Origin of the sequence: Rhizobium sp. RU36D, from assembly GCF_900176345.1 — a bacterium.
Lineage (GTDB): Bacteria > Pseudomonadota > Alphaproteobacteria > Rhizobiales > Rhizobiaceae > Allorhizobium.
In genome coordinates, this window is record NZ_FWXU01000017.1 from 108831 (window position 1) to 128207 (window position 19377).

Consider the following 19377-nt stretch of genomic DNA (forward strand, 5'->3'; position numbering starts at 1 on the left):
TCACTCACCAGCTCTATCTCTGGCATATATCACAGTAAAAAGATGATCGCCCGCCGTGGACTGCCCGAAGGATTGGCGTGCCGCAGGCCGGGCAGGGTTCGCCCTCGCGGTCATAGACGCTGAAGCGATGCTGGAAATAGCCGAGCGTGCCGTCCGCCTGGATATGGTCGCGCAGGGAGGAGCCGCCCGCCTCGATCGCCTCGGCGATCACCTCGCGGATGGCTGAGGTCAGCAGGCTCAGTTCCTTCCTAGGGCGCCCCGTCGGCGTCACGACGGTTGCAGCCGGTCGCGTCGGGGAGAGCCGCGCCCTCCACAAGGCCTCGCAGACATATATATTGCCGAGGCCCGCGATGTTGCGCTGATCGAGCAGGGCCTGCTTCAGGCCCTGGCTCTTGCCGGCAAAGCGTTCCGCCAACAGATCGGCGCTCAGGCTGTTGCCCACCGGCTCCGGGCCAAGCCCCATCAGGGATGGATGAGAGTCGAGGTCCCGGCGCGCGGCCAAGAGCATGAAGCCGAACCGACGGGGATCATTATAGACCACCCGCCGCTGCCCACGTTCGTCCTCCAAATGAAAGACCACGTGATCGTGCTTGCCGTCCTTCGAGCGTTCCATATGGAAGACACCGGGCGTCTCAGCCGCATCCGCATCCTCGATGCGGAACGAGCCGGACATGCCGAGATGGGCTATGATGGTGGCGCCATCGTCCAGGTCGATCAGCAGATATTTGGCACGGCGTCCCAGACCGAGAATGCGGCGCCCCTGCACGCTCTCGGCGAAATCTTGCGGCAAGGGAAAGCGCAGGTCGGGCCGTCGCAATTCCAGCCGCGTCACGAAGGCGCCTTCCATGGCGGGCGTCAGTCCTCGCCGGACTGTTTCTACTTCGGGCAACTCTGGCATCAGGCGTTTCCGTGCCTATCTTTCTTTCTATGCACCGGCCGATCTGTTCTATAGAGCAGCGCCAAGGTGCCGCAGCCGGCATTCCGGCGGCAGAGATAGCGCGCCGCGAACGATTTCGCTATGGTCAATTCGACCAAGCCAGACAATGGAGTACCCCAATGGCCGAAAGCCGCACGTCAGCCCAAGGCGGCATGGAAACCTCTTACGGGTTCCGTGATGTCCCGGAAGGGGAAAAGCAGGGTCTCGTCAACGAGGTTTTCCATAAGGTCGCCAAACGCTACGACATCATGAACGACGTGATGTCGGCGGGGCTGCACCGGGTCTGGAAGGACGCGATGGTCGCGGCGCTCAACCCGCGCAAGGATCCGGCCTATCGCGTTCTCGATGTGGCTGGCGGCACCGGCGATATCGCTTTCAGGATCGTCGAGGCTTCGGGTCGCCAGGCGCATGCGACCGTGCTCGACATCAACGGCTCGATGCTGGGCGTTGGCGCTGAACGGGCCGAGAAGAAGGGCCTGTCGCCCAATCTGACCTTCGTGGAGGCCAATGCGGAAGACCTGCCCTTCGACGCAAACAGTTTCGACGCCTATACGATCGCCTTCGGCATCCGCAATGTGCCGCGCATCGATGTGGCGCTGAAGGAAGCCCACCGGGTGCTGAAGCGCGGCGGACGGCTGCTGGTTCTGGAGTTTTCCGAAGTGGAAATGCCGTTGCTGGACCGGTTTTATGACCAGTGGTCGTTCAACGCCATCCCTCGCTTCGGCAAGATGATCACCGGCGACAGCGAACCCTATCAGTATCTGGTGGAATCGATCCGCAAGTTCCCCAACCAGCGCGATTTTGCCACCATGATCTCAGAGGCCGGCTTCTCCCGTGTGACCTTCACCAACTATACCGGCGGGATCGCCGCGCTGCATTCCGGTTGGAAAATCTGATCGCATGAGCACGATCGGCGCATATTTCCGCCTGGCGCAGGTGGGCTGGGTTCTGGTGCGCGAAGGCGTCATCTCCGCCCTGCCGGCAGACGACCTGCCGCCCGCCATTCGCATGGCAAAGTCCTTTGCCGGCCTGTTCGCCCGCCAGAAGGCGCTCGACCGCGAGCGCTCCGATCGGCTGGCCAAGGCCGTGGCGCGGCTCGGACCGTCCTATGTGAAGATCGGCCAGTTCCTGGCCACCCGACCCGACGTCGTCGGCACCGAATTTGCGCTGGACCTCTCCGCGCTGCAGGACCGGATGTCCTTCTTCCCGCCTGAGGCGGCAAAGGCGTGCATCGAAGGATCGCTCGGCCGGCCCGTAGGCGAGCTGTTCACCCAGTTTGGCGCGCCCATCGCCGCAGCCTCCATTGCCCAGGTGCATCCCGGCGAGGTCGAGACCCGTGACGGGGAACGGCGCAAGGTGGCGATCAAGGTGATCCGTCCCGGCGTGCGCAAGCGTTTCGCCGACGATCTCGAAGCCATGTATCTCGTCGCCCATCTGCAGGAGCGCTTTGTTCCCAATGCGCGCCGCCTGAGGCCCGTCGAGGTGACGCGCACCCTGGAACAGACCACCAAGGTGGAAATGGACCTGCGCCTGGAAGCGGCGGCACTGTCGGAGATTGCGGAAAACACGCGCGATGATCCGGGCTTCAGGGTTCCTGCCGTCGACTGGGAACGCACCGGTCGAGACGTCATCACCATGGAGTGGATCGACGGCATCAAGATGTCGGATGTCGCGGCGCTGAAGGCCGCGGGCCATGACCTGGACAGGCTGGCGGATACTCTGATCCAGTCCTTCCTGCGTCACACGTTGCGGGACGGCTTCTTCCATGCCGACATGCATCCTGGCAACCTGTTCGTCGATGACGCCGGCATGATCGTTGCCGTCGACATGGGTATCGCCGGGCGGCTTGGCAAAAAGGAACGGCGCTTTCTCGCCGAGATCCTCTACGGTTTCATCACGCGGGATTATCTGCGGGTGGCGGAGGTGCATTTCGAAGCGGGCTATGTGCCGTCCCATCACAATGTCGCAAGTTTCGCCCAGGCGATCCGGGCGATCGGCGAGCCGATCCACGGCCAGCCAGCCGAAACCATCTCCATGGGCAAGCTGCTGACGCTGCTGTTCGAAGTGACTGAACTGTTCGACATGGAAACGCGGCCCGAACTGGTCATGCTGCAGAAGACCATGGTCGTGGTGGAGGGCGTCGCCCGCATTCTCAATCCGCGCTTCAACATGTGGAAGGCGTCCGAACCCGTGGTCTCCAGCTGGATCCGCGACAACTTAGGTCCGAAGCGCATTGCGGTCGACCTCAAGGACGGTTTGAAGGCGGCACTGCGGCTTGCAGAGGCTGCTCCCGAGATCGCCGCCAAGACGGAAAAGCTGCATGGACAACTGATGCAGATGAGCGAGCACGGGCTGCGCTTCGACAAGGAAACGGCGGATGCCATCGGCCGATCGGAAGCCCATCACAACCGGTATGCGCGCCTGGCCCTCTGGGCAATTGTCGTGCTGCTGGCGGTGATCGCGGTCAAAATCGGTTGATCATCCGGCAAAACCTGCTTAACCCGAATTTGACAATCGGCAAGTCTTTGCCGATCTGGCGCCCATCCGGGCCGCTGGCCGCCGACGCGAAAACGACACCACGGGCGCAACGATAGGGCAGGAACACGATGGCCAAGGATAATATCAGCTTCGCCCGAACGACCTTACTGATGCTGGTCGTCGGTGCCAGCATCCTCGCTGGGCTTATCGTATCGTCTTTGTGGCTGGTGGAGCAGACGCGATCAACCTTCAGCTACATCATGGAAGAGCGGCAGATCCGGCGCACCGCCGCAGACCTGCTCCAGAACCTTGTAGACGCAGAAACCGGTCAGCGCGGCTTTGTTCTGACCGGCGATGCAACCTTCCTGGAACCCTATAGCGCCTCTCTCGACGACGTACATCGCAACCTCGAACGGTTGGTCAGTGAGGTAAAGAACCGGCCTTCGAAAGAGGCGCGCATGCCCGATCTGACCCGGCTGGTCGGGCAGAAACTCGCCGAACTCGACCGATCGATCAGCCTGGTCAAGGCAGGTCAGCGCGACGATGCGGTGGCGATCGTGCGAACCGGGATCGGCCGGGATCAGATGGCCACCATTCGCGAAATACTGGGATATGTGCGCAGCCAGTCCGACCTCAATGTCGAGGCCGGCGTCAACAGGCAGCTTGAATATTCCAATCAGTTGCAGTGGTTCACGATTGGAGGGGCCGTCGCGATCTTCCTTGTCGTCGGCGGCTCCATCGTCATCGTCATGCAGCACGTGCGGGATCTGGCACGGGCACAGAAAGAAGTCGAAACGCTCAATGCGGGACTTGAAGCCCGGGTCGCGGAGCGCACAGAAGACCTGATACGGGCCAACCAGGAGGTGCAGCGCTTTGCCTATATCGTCACCCACGACCTGCGCGCACCGCTCGTCAATGTCATGGGCTTCACGGCCGAACTCGACACGGCGTTGAAATCGCTTCAGACCTATGTACTCGCCGATGGCGGCAGTCTCACCCCGGAGCAGATCCAGAATGCACGCCTTGCGGCATCGGAAGACCTTCCGGAGGCGATTTCCTTCATTCGCTCGTCGACGCGCAAGATGGACGGCCTGATCAATGCCATCCTGAAGATCTCCCGCGATGGTCGCAGGCAGCTGAAGCCTGAAAAGATTGACCTGAAAGAATTGGTGGAGGCGACCAGCGCCAGCGTTCATCACCAGATTGCCGAAACCGACGGCCACGTCGATATCCAGGTGAAGAAGCCCTCGATCATCTCGGATAAATTGTCATTGGAGCAAATACTTGGTAACCTTTTCGACAATGCTGTGAAATATAAGCATGCTGAGCGCCCCTTGATCATGGCGGTGCGGGTCGAACCGGAAGGCCGGCAGATGGTCCGCATCGAAGTGGAAGACAATGGGCGCGGCATTGCGCAAGAGGACCACGAACGGATCTTCGAGCTGTTTCGGCGGGCCGGGCAACAGGACAAGGTCGGAGAGGGCATCGGTTTGGCCCATGTCCGGTCGCTGGCACGGAACCTGGGCGGTGAGATTACCGTTAAGTCGGAACTTGGAAAAGGATCGACCTTCGTACTGCGCCTGCCATCAGACCTTTCGCGAATTGTACGGAGTTGACGAATGAAGGCCGTGGGAAAAGAAGTCACCATCATCATGATCGAGGACGACGAGGGTCACGCCCGTCTGATCGAGAAGAATGTGCGCCGCGCCGGCGTCAACAACGAGATCATTCCGTTCACCAACGGGACGGAGGCGCTGGACTTTATCCTGGGCAAGGACCGCAGCGGCGAAGTTTCGCGGGATCGATATCTGCTGATCCTGCTCGATCTCAACTTGCCGGATATGTCCGGGACGGATATCCTCGACAAAGTCAAATCCAACCCGCATACGCGCCGCCTGCCAGTCGTCATTCTCACGACGACCGATGACGAACGCGAAATCCAGCGCTGTTACGACCTCGGGGCGAATGTCTATATTACGAAACCAGTGGACTACGACAATTTCGCCAATGCCATCCGGCAGTTGGGCCTGTTCTTCTCGGTCATGCAGATCCCCTGAAACGGGCGCCGCCCGATGAGCATGTGCATCCTTTATCTGGACGATGACGTCGCGATCGTGAGGCTCGTCCAGAAGGCACTGGGTCGCCTTGGCCATGAGGTCGTGCATGCCGAGGACCTTGATGCGGCGCTTCAGCACTTGTCTGACCGGCGCTTTGATGCCGTCGTCCTCGACCATTACCTGCGCGGCACGACCGGGCATGACGTACTGCATCGATTTCATGCCGAGGGCATCACGCTTCCCGTGGTCTACGTAACCGGCTCGAACGAGGCGAGCATCGCCATCGAAGCGATGAAGGCCGGAGCTGCCGATTATGTCATCAAGACCGTCAGCGACGACTTTCTGCCGCTGTTGATCTCGGCCATCGAGCAATCTATAGCCACAGCCCAATTGCGGGAGGCCAAGGCCAGGGCCGATGAGGAGATCCGCCTGGGCAAGGAGCGTGCGGAAGCGCTGCTGGCCGAAGTGAATCATCGGGTCGCCAATTCGCTGGCGCTGGTGGCGAGCCTGCTGCGCCTGCAGATTTCCAATTCGCAGAGCGAAGACGTGCGCATGGAGCTTGCGGAGACACAGGCGCGTATCAATGCCATAGCCGGCATGCATCGCAGCCTCTACACATCAGACGATGTCAGCCGGGTGGAGATGGATCGCTATCTCGGTCGTTTGACCAGCGAGATCAGCAACTCGCTTGCAGGCCCTGACGGCGCGGTTCATCTGACGCTCGAGTCAGACCCCATATCCCTCTCGGCCGACCAGGCGGTTTCTGTAGGCATGGTTGTCACGGAACTGGTAACCAATGCCTTCAAATACGCCTATCCCGAGGGCGCGGGCGGCGAGATCCGCGTGCGGCTGAGGCAGGTAGAAGAGATGCGCGCGCTTCTGTCCGTCGAGGACGACGGTGTCGGCGTGACGTCTGGTGCCGCGCCGAAAGGCACCGGGCTTGGCAGCCGGATCGTCAAGGCCATGGCGCTCAGCCTCGGGCCGGGCCTGGAATATCGTCCGACCGAACGCGGCACCTGTGCCGAGGTGCCAATTCATCTGAAAGCGTAAGACATTCCATCGCTGGTCGGCCTGGCCTGAATGCATCTGAAGATGACGCGCAAGGACCATAATCTCGAACCAGAGGCGGCCTATGATGGTCGCCATTCGTCATAGCAGAGGGACAGGCAGCCGCATGGTGCGATCCGTGCTTGAATTGTCGGGCCAGGAACTGTCATTTGCCGATCTGCACAGGATCGGCAACGGCTCGGTGACCCCGACGCCTTCGGCCGCCGGCCTGGAGCGGGTCCGCCAGGCACGCGCCGTATTGGAGCGCGCCATTGCCGCGGGCGTGCCGGTCTATGGTGCGACGACCGGCGTCGGCGCGATGAAGGATGTGGAATGGTCGGTGGCGGAACTCGACCGCTTCAATCTTGGCCTTGTGCGCGCCCATCACTTCGGCACTGGCGAGGCCTTTCCCTGCTCCGTGGTGCGCAATGCACTGGCGATCCGCATCAACACCACGCTGACCGGCCATGTGGGCTGCAGCCCGGAACTGGTCGAGGCCTTTCTGGCGCTCCTCAGCGCCGATGTCATTCCTGTGGTACGCCGCACCGGCTCGATCGGCTGCGCGGATATCGGTCTCATGGGCCAGATCGGCGCCGTGCTGACCGGCGTGGGCGAAGCCGTTCACAAGGGCCGGCGCATGTCCGCGGCCGATGCCTTTGCCGCGGCCGGTCTCAGCGCCGTGCGCATGGCGCCGCGCGACGGGCTGGCATCGCTTGGGGTCAATGCGGTCAGCTTTGCTGCTGCCGCCGAAGCCACCCGCGCCGCAGCCTCCACCGTGCGCACCTTGCTCGCCACCGGCATGATGGCGGCCGCGGCGCTCGGCGCCTCGCGCGATCCCTGGCTTGCCGTGACCTATGTGGGCACGACGCGCGAGGCCATGATCGGCGAATGGCTCTGCCAGGCATCGGAAGGCTGGGACTGGCCGGAAGGCACCCATGTTCAGGATCCGCTCAGCCTGCGCATGATCCCGCAAGTGTTTGGCTCCGTGTTCGAGAGCCTGCTGTCGTCAGGCGAGCGGCTGATCGCGGCGACCGCGCGCTGCGACGACAATCCGATTATCGCCGGCGATCGTGTTCTGACATCAGGCGGGTCGCTGCCGCTCGACGTCACCGTGCTTCTGGAAGCCAGCATCCTGTGCATGGCCCATGCGGCGCGCAATGCCTTCAACCGCTGCGTGATCCTGGGTAACGGCCAGCGCCGCAACCTGCCCGTCAACCTGGTGCCGCAGGGTGCGATCGCCACGGGCTTCGGGCCGATCATCAAGCTGGCCGGTGAAATCTTCTCACGGGTGCTGTCGATGTCAAACCCGGTTTCGGCCCAGTCCCTGGTGGTCGCCGGTGGCATGGAGGACGAGGCCGCGTTCCTGCCGCTCGTCATCGAGCGCCTGGACCGGCAGATGCGGGCCTTGAAGCGCATGTCGGCACTCGAAGCCCTGCTCTCGGCGCAGGCCATGGATATCATGGGCGATAAACCCAAGGGCGTTGCCGGGCTGATCTATGGCGTCGTGCGCCGCCATGCCGCCTTTTACGATGTGGACCGCCCCTTGTCTGCGGAGGTCGAGGCGATCGAGGAGGAACTGGCATCGGAGGCCTTTGATGCCGAACTGGTCAGCCTGTTGCCGATGGCCGGGATTGATCGCTTTTTTGCGCTGGGAATTCATGGCCTTGCCGCCGCAAAGGCAGCGTGATGCGGCGCGGCCGAGCGCGGATTTGACCCGCTCCGATTTTCCGATAGGTTGCGGCCACTGACCGCCACGGAGCCTTTGTACTATGGTGCTTTCGGGAAAGCGCATTCTGCTGATCATATCAGGCGGTATCGCCGCCTATAAAAGCCTCGATCTGATCCGTCGGTTGCGGGAACGCGGCGCTGAAGTGCGCCCTGTCATGACGCGGGCGGCCCAGGAATTCGTGACGCCACTCGCCGTCGGCGCGCTTTCCGCATCCCATGTCTATGTCGATCTGTTTTCGCGCGAAGACGAGCAGGATGTCGGCCATATCCGGCTGGCGCGCGATTGCGATCTGATCCTGGTGGCCCCTGCCACAGCCGACCTGATGGCGAAGATGGCCCACGGACTGGCCGACGATCTCGCCTCCGCCGTGTTGTTGGCAACCAACCGCCCGGTGCTGCTGGCGCCGGCGATGAACCCGCAGATGTGGGCAAACCCGGCAACGCGCCGCAACCGGGCTACACTGGAGGCCGATGGCCGCCACTTCATCGGTCCGATGGCCGGCGAGATGGCCGAAAGCGGCGAGGCCGGTATCGGCCGTATGGCAGAACCGCTTGAGATCGTATCCGCCGTCATCACCATACTTGATCCAGCGCCGAAGCCGCTGGCCGGCCGCACCGCCATCGTCACCTCGGGACCGACCCATGAGCCGATCGATCCCGTGCGCTACATCGCTAACCGGTCTTCCGGCCGCCAGGGCCATGCCATTGCCGCGGCACTGGCGAAGCTGGGAGCGGATGTCACCCTGGTCTCCGGTCCGGTGACGATACCCGACCCGCAGGGGGTGACCACTGTGCATGTGGAACGGGCCGAGGAGATGCGTGATGCCGTCGTGTCGCGGCTGCCCGCCGATATTGCCGTCATGGTGGCCGCCGTTGCCGATTGGCGCGTTGCAAGTTCCGCAGACCAGAAGATCAAGAAGCAGCCGGGCGAGGCGCCTCCTCCCCTGCAGCTCACGGAAAACCCTGACATACTCAAGACCGTCGGGCACCATGAGCAGCGGCCAAAAATCGTGGTGGGCTTTGCGGCGGAGACGCAGAATGTCGAGGCCAATGGGCGGGCCAAGCTGGAACGCAAGGGCGCCGACCTGATCGTTGCCAATGACGTCTCCCCTGAGACCGGCATCATGGGCGGCACGCGCAACAGCGTGAGGATCATTTCCCATCAAGGCGTCGAAGCCTGGCCCGACCTCGACAAGGACGAGGTCGCGACCCGTCTGGCATTGCTAATTGCGGACAAACTTGCCGAGGAAACAGCACCGTGAGCCTGTTCGAGCAGAAAAACTTTCAGGATTTCGTTTCCGGCTTGGCCGGCGTCACCCTTGGCGACCAGTGGGATTCGCGAGTTGCCAAGGTGGGCGACAAGGTGTTCTCGGTCTGGAATGTCGAAGCCGACCGGGCGCGGATCGTGGTCAAATGTCCCGAAGAAAGCTTCGAGATCCTGACCGCGCTCGATGGCATCGGCCAGGCACCCTATTTCGCCAAGCGCAAGTGGGTGATGATTTCATCCCATTCGCCGCTGACCGACGACGAGATGCGGCACTACCTGACGCGCTCGCATGCCTTGGTCGCCGCAGGGCTCACCAAGAAGCGGCGGGCGGAACTTGGGATTGTCACGGATTGATTAGAGCATGTCGCGCAAAAGTGTGCCGCGGTTTTGCGATAACGACATGCTCAAAAAACAAAGACTAAAGCGTGGAAAGCGAATCTGAAAGATCGCGACGCGCTTTAGCGCGCAGCGCCCGCCATGACCTCGAATACGGGTTTTGGCGGCAGGCGTGCGGGGCGGAACTCGACGGCATCAAGACCCTTTTCGCTCAGGATCACAGCGCTGCCATCCGGGATTTCGACCCAGGTATCGGTCTCATCGTTCAGCGGCTCAGAGACCAGGCAATAGCCGCCATCACCACCCATGGGCGCCGCAAACAGCGTCGGCGCCTGGGAATCGGTCGCGTAGCGCACGGCATAGAGCGTGGCACCATCGGAAAAGGCGGCCGTGAAGCGGACGCGCGCAGCACCTGTCAGCTTGTAGCTCAGCTGTTCGACAAAGCCGATCGCCTCGCTGATCGCATCCAGCGGACGCTCTCGCAAGCCCAGCTGCATGGCCAGCAGAAACAGCAGCTCGGAATCCGTGGTGCCGTGGCGCGCATGAAAATGCGTATCGTCCAGCATGATTTCCATGGATCGGCGCAGCTGGTCGAAATGATCGATCTGGCCATTGTGCATGAACGACCAGTTGTCGTGAACGAAGGGGTGGCAGTTGTCCCGCCGCGTCGCGCCATGGGTGGCGGCGCGCACATGGGCGAGGAACAGCGGCGAGCGGATCTGGCGCGCCAGGCTCTTCAGATTGCAGTCCGACCAGGCCGGCAGTATATCGCGAAAGCGCCCCGGCTCCGGCCTGTCGCCATACCAGGCAATGCCGAAACCATCGGCATTGGTCGGCGTCTTGGCGCGGGTGGCGCAGTGGGACTGCTCGATCAGGGAATGGGCCGGCGAGGTGACGAGCTCTTCCAGATAGAGCGGTTCGCCGCGATAGGCTGCCCAACGACACATTCTACAGCAACTCCGCATTTTCAAGCGAAACAACGCCAATCCATCTTTCGCCTGTTCGGCTAACGAAGCGTTAACGGATGGTATATTCATGACAGAAATTTGACTGACACGGCAATCTGTTTTTGCAGTGCGGTCGTATGTTTTGTGAACACTGCGTTCCGATCGGTACCCCTTCGTGTCCGCGGGCAATGGATTATATTGCTTTCAACAGACAAATCGCTCGAAAGGAGCCCGCTCATGTCCATACGCCCCGTCAAGTATGAAAGCCGAGCCACGCCCGCCGTCGAAGGCGCCGGCGTCAAACTGAACCGCGTCTTCGGCTTCGGTGATCCCTCCATGACCGATCCCTTTCTGATGATGGACGACTTCCGCAACGACAATCCGCAGGACTATGTGCGCGGCTTTCCCTGGCATCCCCATCGCGGAATCGAAACCATCACCTATGTTCTGGCGGGAACGGTGGAGCATGGGGACAGTCTGGGCAATCGCGGCATGCTGGGCGCCGGCGACGTGCAGTGGATGACGGCCGGCAGCGGCATCATGCACCAGGAAATGCCCAAGGGCGATTTCGCCGGCAAGATGCATGGCTTCCAGCTCTGGGCCAACCTGCCCTCGTCGCTGAAAATGACCGCGCCGCGCTATCAGGACATCAAGGGCGCAGATATCCCTGTCGTCGTCGATGACGATGGCACCGTCGTGCGCGTCATCACCGGCAATTTCTGGGGCAAGACCGGCCCGGTGGATGGCATAGCCGCCGAACCTGTCTATCTCGACATCTCTTTGGCGCCGGGCAAGCGCAAGACCTTCCCGGTCGATACCTATCGCTCCGCCTTCGCCTATATCTTCGCCGGCTCCGGCTCGTTCCGGGATGCCTCAAAGCCCTTCGGCGTGCGGATCGAGAAAGAGTTTCAGGGCGAGGAACTGAACATCCGCGACCTCTCCGGCAATCGCACGCTTGTCGTTTTCGATACCGGCGACGAAGTGACGGTTCAGGCCGGTGAGAAGGGTATCCGCTTCCTTCTGGTCTCCGGCAAGCCGATCCAGGAGCCCGTCGCATGGCATGGCCCCATCGTCATGAACACGCGCGAGGAGCTGATGCAGGCGATGAAGGAACTGCAGAACGGCACCTTCATCAAGGCCGCGCACTGACGCTTTGAGACATCGGCCAGAGCCGCCACACACGCAACGTCGTGGCGGTTCTCGTAACTTAGCCCTGCCACACCTCGTGGAAATGGTGCACCGGTCCATGGCCTGACCCGACCGAGACTTGGCCTGACGCCGCGATGGCACCGGCCAGATAGGCTTTGGCCACCTGGGCGGCCTCCAGTGGCGAACGCCCCTTGGCAAGCTCGGCAGCCAGAGCGCTGGACAGCGTGCAGCCCGTGCCGTGGGTATTGCGCGTCTCCACCCTTGCCGCCTCAAGCCATGACGTCCCCTCCGCTGAGATCAGCACGTCGGGACTGTCTTGTGCGGCCAGATGGCCGCCCTTGACCAGCACGGCGGCCGGCCCAAGTGCCAGCAAGGCGCGCGCCTGCTCCTCCATCTCGGCCCTGTTCTGGGCTTCCGCGCGCCCCAGCAAGGCTGCGGCCTCGGGCAGGTTTGGCGTCAGCAGCGTCGCGAGCGGCAGCAGCGCGCCGTTCAGGGCGGCCACCGCGTGGCGGTCGAGCAAGGCAGCGCCGCCCTTTGCGATCATGACCGGGTCCAGCACCACGGGAATACCGCGATGGGGGGAGAGCGCCGCGGCTACCGCCTCGGCAATATCGGCATTGGCGATCATGCCGATCTTCACCGCATCGACCCTGACATCGGCAAAGACCATGCGAATCTGCTCAGCGACGAAATCCGGGGGCACGGGATGAACGGCCGAAACCCCTTGCGTATTCTGGGCGGTCAGCGCCGTGATGACGGCCATGCCATAGACGCCGCGCGCGGAAAAGGCCTTCAGATCCGCCTGGATGCCTGCACCGCCCGAGGGATCGGAGCCGGCGATCGACAGGACATTGGCGATCATGTCCGCGCCTCCCGCACGGCGGATACCAGATCAGCGGTCGCCTGCCTGGGGTCCGGCGTGCCGCAGATGGCCGAGACCACCGCCAACCCATTGACGCCGGTCTTCAGCGTATCGACCACATGCTGCCGCTTCAGCCCGCCGATCGCAACGACAGGCACACTGCAAGCTGCCGTGATCGCCGCCAACCCCTCGTAGCCGATGGCCGGGGGATGGCCAGGTTTCGTGGAGGTCGGAAAGACCGGACCGACGCCAACATAGTCAACCACGGAGCTATCGAGGGCATGGGCAAGCTCGACCGTCCCGATGGAAAGGCCGAGGATCATGTCCGGCCCGATGCGGCGGCGCACCTCTTCAGCCGCCATGTCGGACTGGCCGACATGCACGCCATCCGCGCCGATGGCCATGGCTGCCTCGACATCGTCGTTGACGATCAGCGGCACGCCTGTTCCGGCAAGCACCTGTTTCAATGCCCCGCCCGTCTCGATCATGGCTGCCGTGTCGGCTCGCTTGTCACGCAGTTGCACGACGGTGGCGCCGCCTTCAACGGCCAGTCGTGCGGTTTCCACCATGCCCCGCTCCGCGCAAAGGTCAGGGTCGAGCACGAGATAGACGGAAAGATCGATGCGCCTCATAGCACGACCACCCGTGCCCTGGCGTCGAGACCGGCCGGATCGATGCGGGCGAGCGCATCCAGGAAGCCGACGGAGAAGCTGCCCGGACCGGCGGCCGAGCGCCCCGCCTCCTCGCCGGCCACGGCAAAATGGCTGAGCGCCGCGATGGTCGTCGCGAAACGATCCGACGGATCGAGCGCGGCATAGGCGCCGACCAGCGCCGTCAGGGAGCAGCCAAGCGCCGTAACCCTGGGCATCAGCGAAGAGCCACCTGATATGCGGGCGGACCTTGCGCCATCGGTGACATAATCCGTAACGCCGGTCACCGCCACGACGCAGCGTCGCTCTGCGGCAAGCTCCAGTGCCGCCGCCTCCGCCGCCTCGACCGGATCCTTGGCGTCCACGCCCTTGGCCGCACTGGTGCCGCCGGCGAGCGCAATGATCTCCGACGCATTGCCCCTGATAATCGTGGGGTTGAGCGCCATGAGTTCACCGACGATGCGGCGGCGATAGCCGGTCGCCATATGCGCGACGGGATCGAGCACCCAGGGGCGCCCGGCCGCGGTCGTACCGGCTGCGGCGACCTTCATGCCGTCGACCCAGGCGGGCGAGATCGTGCCCATGTTGATGGTCACGGCGCCCGAGAAGCCGGCGAACTCGCCTGCCTCCTCCTCGGCATGGACCATGGCCGGCGAGGCTCCGGCCGCAAGAAGCACATTGGCCGCGATGTTCATGGCCACGTAGTTGGTGATGCATTGAACAAGTGGCGAGTGTTCGCGCAGGCTTGCGAGATAGGTTCCGGGAGTGGTCAGCTTGGTCATTTGCCCCTTTCCGACGGGGCAAGTGCAGGGAGTCTGAAGGCTAGGAAACGCTGCCGAAGACCCCAAGCGACTCCCTCCGCCAGCATTATCTGGTTCAGGTTCAAAGGGTACTTCTCAGTCCGCCTCGCGACGAACGCCCCTGTCTCTCAATGGTTGTTTTGTGCCAGACTACGGCGCGGATGTCACCTGGAAAGTTCTGCCGCTCCGTCGGCGTCAGAACTTGGTCGCGTAATCCAGCTTCACCGTCTGGCTGATGGTCCCCGAGCTATAGTTCCCGTTGTAGGTCACGCCGATCTGCGAAACCGGGGTGATCTCGAAATCCATGCCCGCCTCGAAGAGGAAGGCATTCTTGACAAGCGGGCTTCCGGATGTGGTGAAATCGCTGCCGCCATTGAAGGACACGGTCGAAGACGTTCCGGTGTCGCCAAAGCCATGCTGCCAGCCGATGGAGGATCTAAGCAGCATGTCGATTTCGCCCAGGCGCATCTCGGTAGAACTGCGAAGCCCAAGCGTCGCAAGTGTGACTGCTGTCTCCGAAGCGTCGCGGGAAAGTGCCGCCGCACCGCCGCTTTCCGTGAAGCCGTGGGTGTGGAGATGAACATGGGCGAGACTGCCGAAAGGCTCCACTCGCAGCTCCCCGGCTTTGATCTCATAGCCCAGCTCAACAAAAGCCTGGCCGGTGTCGGTCGCATAGTCGGCGGTCAGGTTGTCGCGGAAACCGGTGAAACTGACCGTACGCGCCGTGGATACCGCCTGGCGCTTGTAGAGGGCGCCGAGCCTCACCGAGACCGGACCCCAGCGATTGCCGCCATAGATACCGATGTCGTAATCATCAGCGTCGCCACTCGACAGGCTGTCCGCTTGCTCGAAATGGCTGCGGCTGTAGCCGGCCATCAAGCCAACCCGCCAACTGCTGTCGCCGACGGCCGTATCGGCGCCAATGGCCATTCCGCCAATGACATTGCTCAGGGCCGAGGTCTCGGCCGTTGCGAATGTGCGGCCCCAGCCGCCATAGGCCTGGGCCCAGAAGACGGGCGGAGCGACCTCCGGATCCACCAGAATGGATTGTGCCGCGATTTCGGCGGGGGTCTTGCGCTTTTCCTCGGCATAGCCTGTCAGGCCCGAACTCACGACCCCGCCGCGGTTGCTCCGGGTGCCGACGCTGCCAAAGGCGGAGCGAATGCGATCGACGCCGAGCATTCGCACAAAACGGCTATTGTCGAGATTGACTGACGTGGACGTACCGAAAATCTCGCCCGAAAGCCGCTGGAACGCGCCGGGAGCATCGATGCTGCTCAAACCGAGGACAGCATTGTACAGACTGTTGCCCGGACCAAGGCTCTCGACACCTCTGGCGGACGCGCGCTGGTTGCCATTCCAGGCAACGGAAGAAAAGCTGGTGGAATTGCGCTGCAGCGACAGCGTCACATTGTTGCTGTCATAGCCAAGCGTTGGCGTCAGAAAAGCGAAATTGGACGAGACACCCGAGAACCTGCCGCTCACGCCGCTGTCCGCCGTCAGGATCGTGTAGGTCTGGTTCAGCGCATAGCCTGTCGCCTGTCCGACATGCAGGACCGAACCGCCATTGAGCGTGGCCGTGCCGCTGGCACGGATCCGGTCACTGGTGCCGGCGGCGGGGTTGATATCGACGCGATAGCTCGAGCCGGACTGAAATGTGATGTTGCCGTTGACGGTCAGCGTGCCGACGCCGTTGCCGCCCGGCGAAATCGTGCCGCCTGAGGCGATTGTGGTGGTGCCGACGCTGCCGCTACCCCTTAACTGACCGAAGCCGCTGACATTGACGGTACCGCCCAAGGTGCTGTTCACTTCCAGGCTGCCGCCTGTGATCGCGGTGCTGCCCGTGAAAGCGCTACCGGACCCGCTATAGACCACGGCACCATTGGCCACGGTTATAGAGCCGTTGCCGGATAGAGAGGCGGCAAGACTGTAGGGGTCCCCGCCGAAATTGAAGATCAGCGATCCGTTGCCGGCGCCGAAGGTGATGGAGCTGGTGTCGAGAGTTGCGCGGCCGGCCGCAGTCTGCCCCAGGTCCGCGCCGATGATGACCTTGCCGGTGGAACCCGCGCGATTGGCGATGATGACGCTTGAGGCCGACACGGAACCACCATCGGCAATGCGCAGGGTACCGTTGCCCTCATTGCCCGCATCGAGGCTTCCGCTCGTCACCCATGTCGAGCCATCGCCGGTGACCGTTGCCACGCCCACCGAACCCGTATTGTTGCCGATCAGACTGCGGGCCGATGTCACGTCGCCGCCGAGCGCGATGTTGAGCGTGCCATTGCCGAGGCGACCGACATTCAGGTCGCTTCCGGTTTGCCACAGCGAACCGAAACCGGTGACCGTCAGCGTACCCTGCGAACCGGCGAGATCGCCGATTATGCCCTGGACGTTGGTGATCTTGCCGCCGTTCGAAATCGTGACGCGACCGACCGCGCCATTGTTGTGGGCGACCAGGAAATCACCTGAGTTGGTCCACTGGGAGCCAGCGCCGTCGATCGTGGCGCTGCTGTCGGAGCCGTTTTCCGTGCCGACATAGCCATCCGTGCTGGTCAGCAGGCCGCCCGCCCTGATGTTGAGCGTGCCGTTGCCGACATTGCCGACATAGACGAAGCCCGTATTGTTCCAGGCGCTGCCGCTTCCGGAGATGGTGACCGTGCCGGAACTGCCGGCCTCATGTCCGACAAGGCCGCCGGTGGAGCGAACCTCGCCGCCGTTGGTAATGGAAAGCGTGCCGGAGCCCAGCCCGCCGACGCTGAGACGATCCGACAATTGCCAGAGCGAGCCGGAGCCATCCACCGTGGCACTGCCGCTGGAGCCGGTCGAATCCCCCAGGAAGGCCCGGGTGCTGGTCACCTTGCCGGCAGCGGTAATGTTCAGCGTTCCGTTGCCGATGACAGCGCTGCTGGTATCGCTGCGATCGCCGCCCACCTGCAGATAGCCGGTGTTCCAGGTCGAACCGGAGCCGGACACGGACACGGTGCTGGTGGAGTGCCGACCGACAACCGCGCCGTCGCTGGTTACGACCGCCCCGGTCTGGACCGTCATCGTCGCATTGCCGAAGGAGCCGATGATCACCTGGCCGGTATTGGTCCAGGTCGATCCCGAACCGCTGACCGTGACGGCGCTGCCCGCTGCGGTGGCGGCATTGCCCACGGCGGCTGTTGTACCGCTGACGGTGGAGGCTTCGCGGATTTCCAGCGTTCCGGTCCCGCCGCCGCCAACCACCAGATTGCCGGAAAGGTTCCAGGTTGACGACGTGGCAACAACCGCCTGCCCTGACGAGCCAACGCCGTCAGCGATACCGACAGCGCCCGTGGTGGCGGTCGACGATTGCTCCAGCGTGAAAGTTCCGCTGCCGCCATAGCCGATGAACACACTGCCGGCGTTGAAGGTGCTGGCCGAGACATTCAACTCGCCCGAGCCGCCGCTTGCAGCACCGAGATAGACGGTCCCGCCACTATATGTGGCGCCTGTCGTCACGTTGACAATGCCGGCCCCGCTATTGCCGATGTAGCTGCTTCCGCTATTTGTCCAGTTGCCCAATGAGCCTGATACGGTGATCGTGCCCTGCGCCCCGGAGTTGAAACCCAGTGTGGTATTCGCAGAGGTGAGGGCATTTTGAACGGACAGAGATCCGGTGCCGGTGATGCCGACGAAGAGGCTGCCCACGGAACCGGCAGACCCGTTGATCACCACGCCGGTTGAATCGATCCGCGCCTGATCGCCGGCGGCCGGGGTGTGCCCGTCCCAAACCCAGTTGCCGTTGGTGAACCAGTCATTGCTGATGCCGCCGTTCCAGTAAACGCTGTCGGCAAGGGCTGTCGCGGGACTGCAGGAGAGAGCCAAAACACCAAGACACGCGGCATAGCCCGCGCTACGACGGTTGATACACATCACATTCTCTCCCCAGAGCCGCCATCATGGCGCCCGCGGTTTACCCGCAAGACTGCCGTACCAGACACTTTATGAATATCCGGTTAGCGCTGTCATCGACCGACTATTAAGAGGCAATCGATTCGAGAAACCATAACAAGCCAGCCTGATATGACAACCTAAGGCCGCAGATCGAATGCGTGTTTCCACGGCCAAGTTTGGTCCGGTTTGCTTCCTTCCACTGCTATCCGTCATGTCAGCCATGTTGCGGAACGTGTGAGGCGGGGGCATTTGCGGCAATCGCCGAAACCGGCTAATCCACTGACACGCCTTGCAGATCGTCGTGAAGGAACCCCGCATTGACCGCCCCGAGCATCCCAGTCCTAGACAAGCATTTTGATGGCTTCCTGTTCGACATGGACGGAACATTGCTGAACTCCATCGCCGCCGCAGAGCGGGTCTGGGGACGGTGGGCCGCCCGCCACGGGCTTGACGTCGAAGCCTTCCTGCCGACCATGCATGGCAAGCGCGGCATCGACACCATCAGGGGGCTGGCGCTGCCGGGCGTCGATGCGGAAGCCGAGGCCAAGGAGATCGAGCGCGGCGAGATCGAGGATGTCGAGGGCGTCGTGCCCCTGCCCGGCGCGATAGATTTCCTGAACGCCTTGCCGAGCAAGCGTTGGACGATTGTGACCTCAGCGCCCATCCGGCTGGCGCGGGCACGCATCGAAGCCGCCGGCCTGCCGCAACCGCCCCACATCGTCACGGCCGAGGATGTGTTGATTGGCAAGCCCGATCCGGCCGGCTACCGGCTCGGAGCACAGCGCTTGGGCGTCGATCCGGCCCGCTGCCTGGTGTTCGAAGACGTTATGGCCGGGGTGCTGGCCGGAGAAGCAGCGGGCGCCGACATCATGGTCATCACGGCAACGCACACCCACGAACTTGTCACCCGTCATCCCTCGATTGCGAGTTATGAAGGTCTGACTATCAGGCTCGATCAGACCGGCGCGATGCAGATCGTCCGCGCCGCGTAAGACGACAATCACGCCGCTTCGCGACATGATACAGCTTGCTGACAAGGCATCTACTCTCCCGAGTCATCCTCGGCCTTGAGCCGAGGATCCATTTTTTCAAAGGGTTATGGATGGTCGGGTCAAGCCCACTGCTGTCCGGTTTAATTTCCGGTCCATTTGAAGACCAACTGGTTGTGGTTTTTGGGTTTGTCTGGCGGGGGTCTGAGGAG

16 protein-coding genes and 1 riboswitch are annotated in these 19377 nt (G+C 62.7%); of the genes, 10 read left to right on the forward strand and 6 right to left on the reverse strand.

Features of this window, described 5'->3' with window-relative positions; translation table 11 throughout:
* Positions 1-13: 13 nt before the first annotated feature.
* Positions 14-898 carry a bifunctional DNA-formamidopyrimidine glycosylase/DNA-(apurinic or apyrimidinic site) lyase gene (mutM, locus tag B9A97_RS19410; RefSeq protein ID WP_084367313.1) on the reverse strand — a complete coding sequence of 295 codons (885 nt, stop codon included), beginning with the start codon at positions 896-898 and terminating at the stop codon, positions 14-16.
* 158 nt (positions 899-1056) lie between these two features.
* Here mutM and ubiE point away from each other — a divergent pair, with 158 nt between their 5' ends.
* The 8 genes from ubiE to B9A97_RS19450 all read left to right on the forward strand — a co-directional run bounded on the left by ubiE (position 1057) and on the right by B9A97_RS19450 (position 9868).
* Positions 1057-1833, forward strand: a complete 777-nt coding sequence (ubiE, locus tag B9A97_RS19415) for a bifunctional demethylmenaquinone methyltransferase/2-methoxy-6-polyprenyl-1,4-benzoquinol methylase UbiE (RefSeq protein ID WP_084367316.1) — start codon at positions 1057-1059, stop codon at positions 1831-1833.
* A 4-nt stretch (positions 1834-1837) separates the two neighbouring features.
* Positions 1838-3415 carry a 2-polyprenylphenol 6-hydroxylase gene (ubiB, locus tag B9A97_RS19420; protein ID WP_084367319.1) on the forward strand — a complete coding sequence of 526 codons (1578 nt, stop codon included), beginning with the start codon at positions 1838-1840 and terminating at the stop codon, positions 3413-3415.
* A 128-nt stretch (positions 3416-3543) separates the two neighbouring features.
* Entirely contained in the window at positions 3544-5031 is a 1488-nt protein-coding gene (locus tag B9A97_RS19425; RefSeq protein ID WP_179145340.1) for a sensor histidine kinase, read from the forward strand.
* 3 nt (positions 5032-5034) lie between these two features.
* On the forward strand, positions 5035-5472 hold the full coding sequence (locus tag B9A97_RS19430) for a response regulator (protein ID WP_084367322.1): 438 nt from the start codon (positions 5035-5037) through the stop codon (positions 5470-5472).
* Between the two features lie 15 nt (positions 5473-5487).
* Positions 5488-6522, forward strand: coding sequence for a sensor histidine kinase (locus tag B9A97_RS19435; protein ID WP_084367325.1), 1035 nt, complete (start codon positions 5488-5490; stop codon positions 6520-6522).
* Between the two features lie 124 nt (positions 6523-6646).
* Positions 6647-8206: an aromatic amino acid lyase gene (locus B9A97_RS19440; protein ID WP_084367328.1), complete on the forward strand. Its 1560-nt coding sequence runs from the start codon at positions 6647-6649 to the stop codon at positions 8204-8206.
* Positions 8207-8288: 82 nt separating this feature from the next.
* Positions 8289-9509, forward strand: coding sequence for a bifunctional phosphopantothenoylcysteine decarboxylase/phosphopantothenate--cysteine ligase CoaBC (coaBC, locus tag B9A97_RS19445; protein WP_084367331.1), 1221 nt, complete (start codon positions 8289-8291; stop codon positions 9507-9509).
* Entirely contained in the window at positions 9506-9868 is a 363-nt protein-coding gene (locus B9A97_RS19450) for an MmcQ/YjbR family DNA-binding protein (RefSeq protein WP_084367334.1), read from the forward strand. The genes coaBC and B9A97_RS19450 overlap by 4 nt, the downstream gene beginning before the upstream one ends.
* A gap of 104 nt (positions 9869-9972) precedes the next feature.
* Here B9A97_RS19450 and B9A97_RS19455 read toward each other — a convergent pair whose 3' ends face one another.
* A complete protein-coding gene (locus tag B9A97_RS19455; RefSeq protein ID WP_084367337.1) occupies positions 9973-10797 on the reverse strand; it encodes a class II glutamine amidotransferase in 825 nt (274 codons plus the stop codon).
* A gap of 237 nt (positions 10798-11034) precedes the next feature.
* Between B9A97_RS19455 and B9A97_RS19460 the strand changes: the two genes are divergently transcribed.
* A complete protein-coding gene (locus B9A97_RS19460) occupies positions 11035-11946 on the forward strand; it encodes a pirin family protein (RefSeq protein WP_084367340.1) in 912 nt (303 codons plus the stop codon).
* Between the two features lie 58 nt (positions 11947-12004).
* Here B9A97_RS19460 and thiD read toward each other — a convergent pair whose 3' ends face one another.
* From thiD to B9A97_RS19480, 4 genes are all read right to left on the reverse strand, one after another.
* Positions 12005-12808 (reverse strand): bifunctional hydroxymethylpyrimidine kinase/phosphomethylpyrimidine kinase, encoded by an 804-nt coding sequence (gene thiD / locus B9A97_RS19465; protein ID WP_084367343.1) that lies wholly within the window; start codon positions 12806-12808, stop codon positions 12005-12007.
* Entirely contained in the window at positions 12805-13440 is a 636-nt protein-coding gene (gene thiE / locus B9A97_RS19470) for a thiamine phosphate synthase (RefSeq protein WP_084367346.1), read from the reverse strand. Before thiE ends, thiD begins: the two co-directional genes overlap by 4 nt.
* Complete coding sequence (gene thiM, locus B9A97_RS19475) at positions 13437-14240, reverse strand: hydroxyethylthiazole kinase (protein ID WP_084367349.1); 804 nt, start codon at positions 14238-14240, stop codon at positions 13437-13439. The genes thiE and thiM overlap by 4 nt, the downstream gene beginning before the upstream one ends.
* A gap of 54 nt (positions 14241-14294) precedes the next feature.
* A riboswitch (TPP riboswitch) is annotated at positions 14295-14391 on the reverse strand.
* 62 nt (positions 14392-14453) lie between these two features.
* Complete coding sequence (locus tag B9A97_RS19480) at positions 14454-18155, reverse strand: autotransporter domain-containing protein (protein ID WP_084367352.1); 3702 nt, start codon at positions 18153-18155, stop codon at positions 14454-14456.
* Positions 18156-18493: 338 nt separating this feature from the next.
* On the opposite strand from B9A97_RS19480, the gene B9A97_RS19485 reads away from it, so the two are divergent.
* The gene (locus B9A97_RS19485; RefSeq protein WP_348532410.1) at positions 18494-19168 is read left to right on the forward strand and encodes an HAD family hydrolase; all 675 of its coding nucleotides are present in this window, start codon (positions 18494-18496) and stop codon (positions 19166-19168) included.
* Positions 19169-19377 lie beyond the last annotated feature (209 nt).

Coding starts and splice junctions, on each gene's coding strand:
- B9A97_RS19460 (WP_084367340.1), top strand. CDS start 11,035: ATGTCCATACGCCCCGTCAAGTATGAAAGCCGAGCCACGCCCGCCGTC.
- B9A97_RS19480 (WP_084367352.1), bottom strand. CDS start 18,155: ATGTGTATCAACCGTCGTAGCGCGGGCTATGCCGCGTGTCTTGGTGTT.
- mutM (WP_084367313.1), bottom strand. CDS start 898: ATGCCAGAGTTGCCCGAAGTAGAAACAGTCCGGCGAGGACTGACGCCC.
- coaBC (WP_084367331.1), top strand. CDS start 8,289: ATGGTGCTTTCGGGAAAGCGCATTCTGCTGATCATATCAGGCGGTATC.
- B9A97_RS19455 (WP_084367337.1), bottom strand. CDS start 10,797: ATGTGTCGTTGGGCAGCCTATCGCGGCGAACCGCTCTATCTGGAAGAG.
- B9A97_RS19440 (WP_084367328.1), top strand. CDS start 6,647: ATGGTGCGATCCGTGCTTGAATTGTCGGGCCAGGAACTGTCATTTGCC.
- thiE (WP_084367346.1), bottom strand. CDS start 13,440: ATGAGGCGCATCGATCTTTCCGTCTATCTCGTGCTCGACCCTGACCTT.
- thiM (WP_084367349.1), bottom strand. CDS start 14,240: ATGACCAAGCTGACCACTCCCGGAACCTATCTCGCAAGCCTGCGCGAA.
- B9A97_RS19430 (WP_084367322.1), top strand. CDS start 5,035: ATGAAGGCCGTGGGAAAAGAAGTCACCATCATCATGATCGAGGACGAC.
- B9A97_RS19435 (WP_084367325.1), top strand. CDS start 5,488: ATGAGCATGTGCATCCTTTATCTGGACGATGACGTCGCGATCGTGAGG.
- ubiE (WP_084367316.1), top strand. CDS start 1,057: ATGGCCGAAAGCCGCACGTCAGCCCAAGGCGGCATGGAAACCTCTTAC.
- B9A97_RS19425 (WP_179145340.1), top strand. CDS start 3,544: ATGGCCAAGGATAATATCAGCTTCGCCCGAACGACCTTACTGATGCTG.
- ubiB (WP_084367319.1), top strand. CDS start 1,838: ATGAGCACGATCGGCGCATATTTCCGCCTGGCGCAGGTGGGCTGGGTT.
- thiD (WP_084367343.1), bottom strand. CDS start 12,808: ATGATCGCCAATGTCCTGTCGATCGCCGGCTCCGATCCCTCGGGCGGT.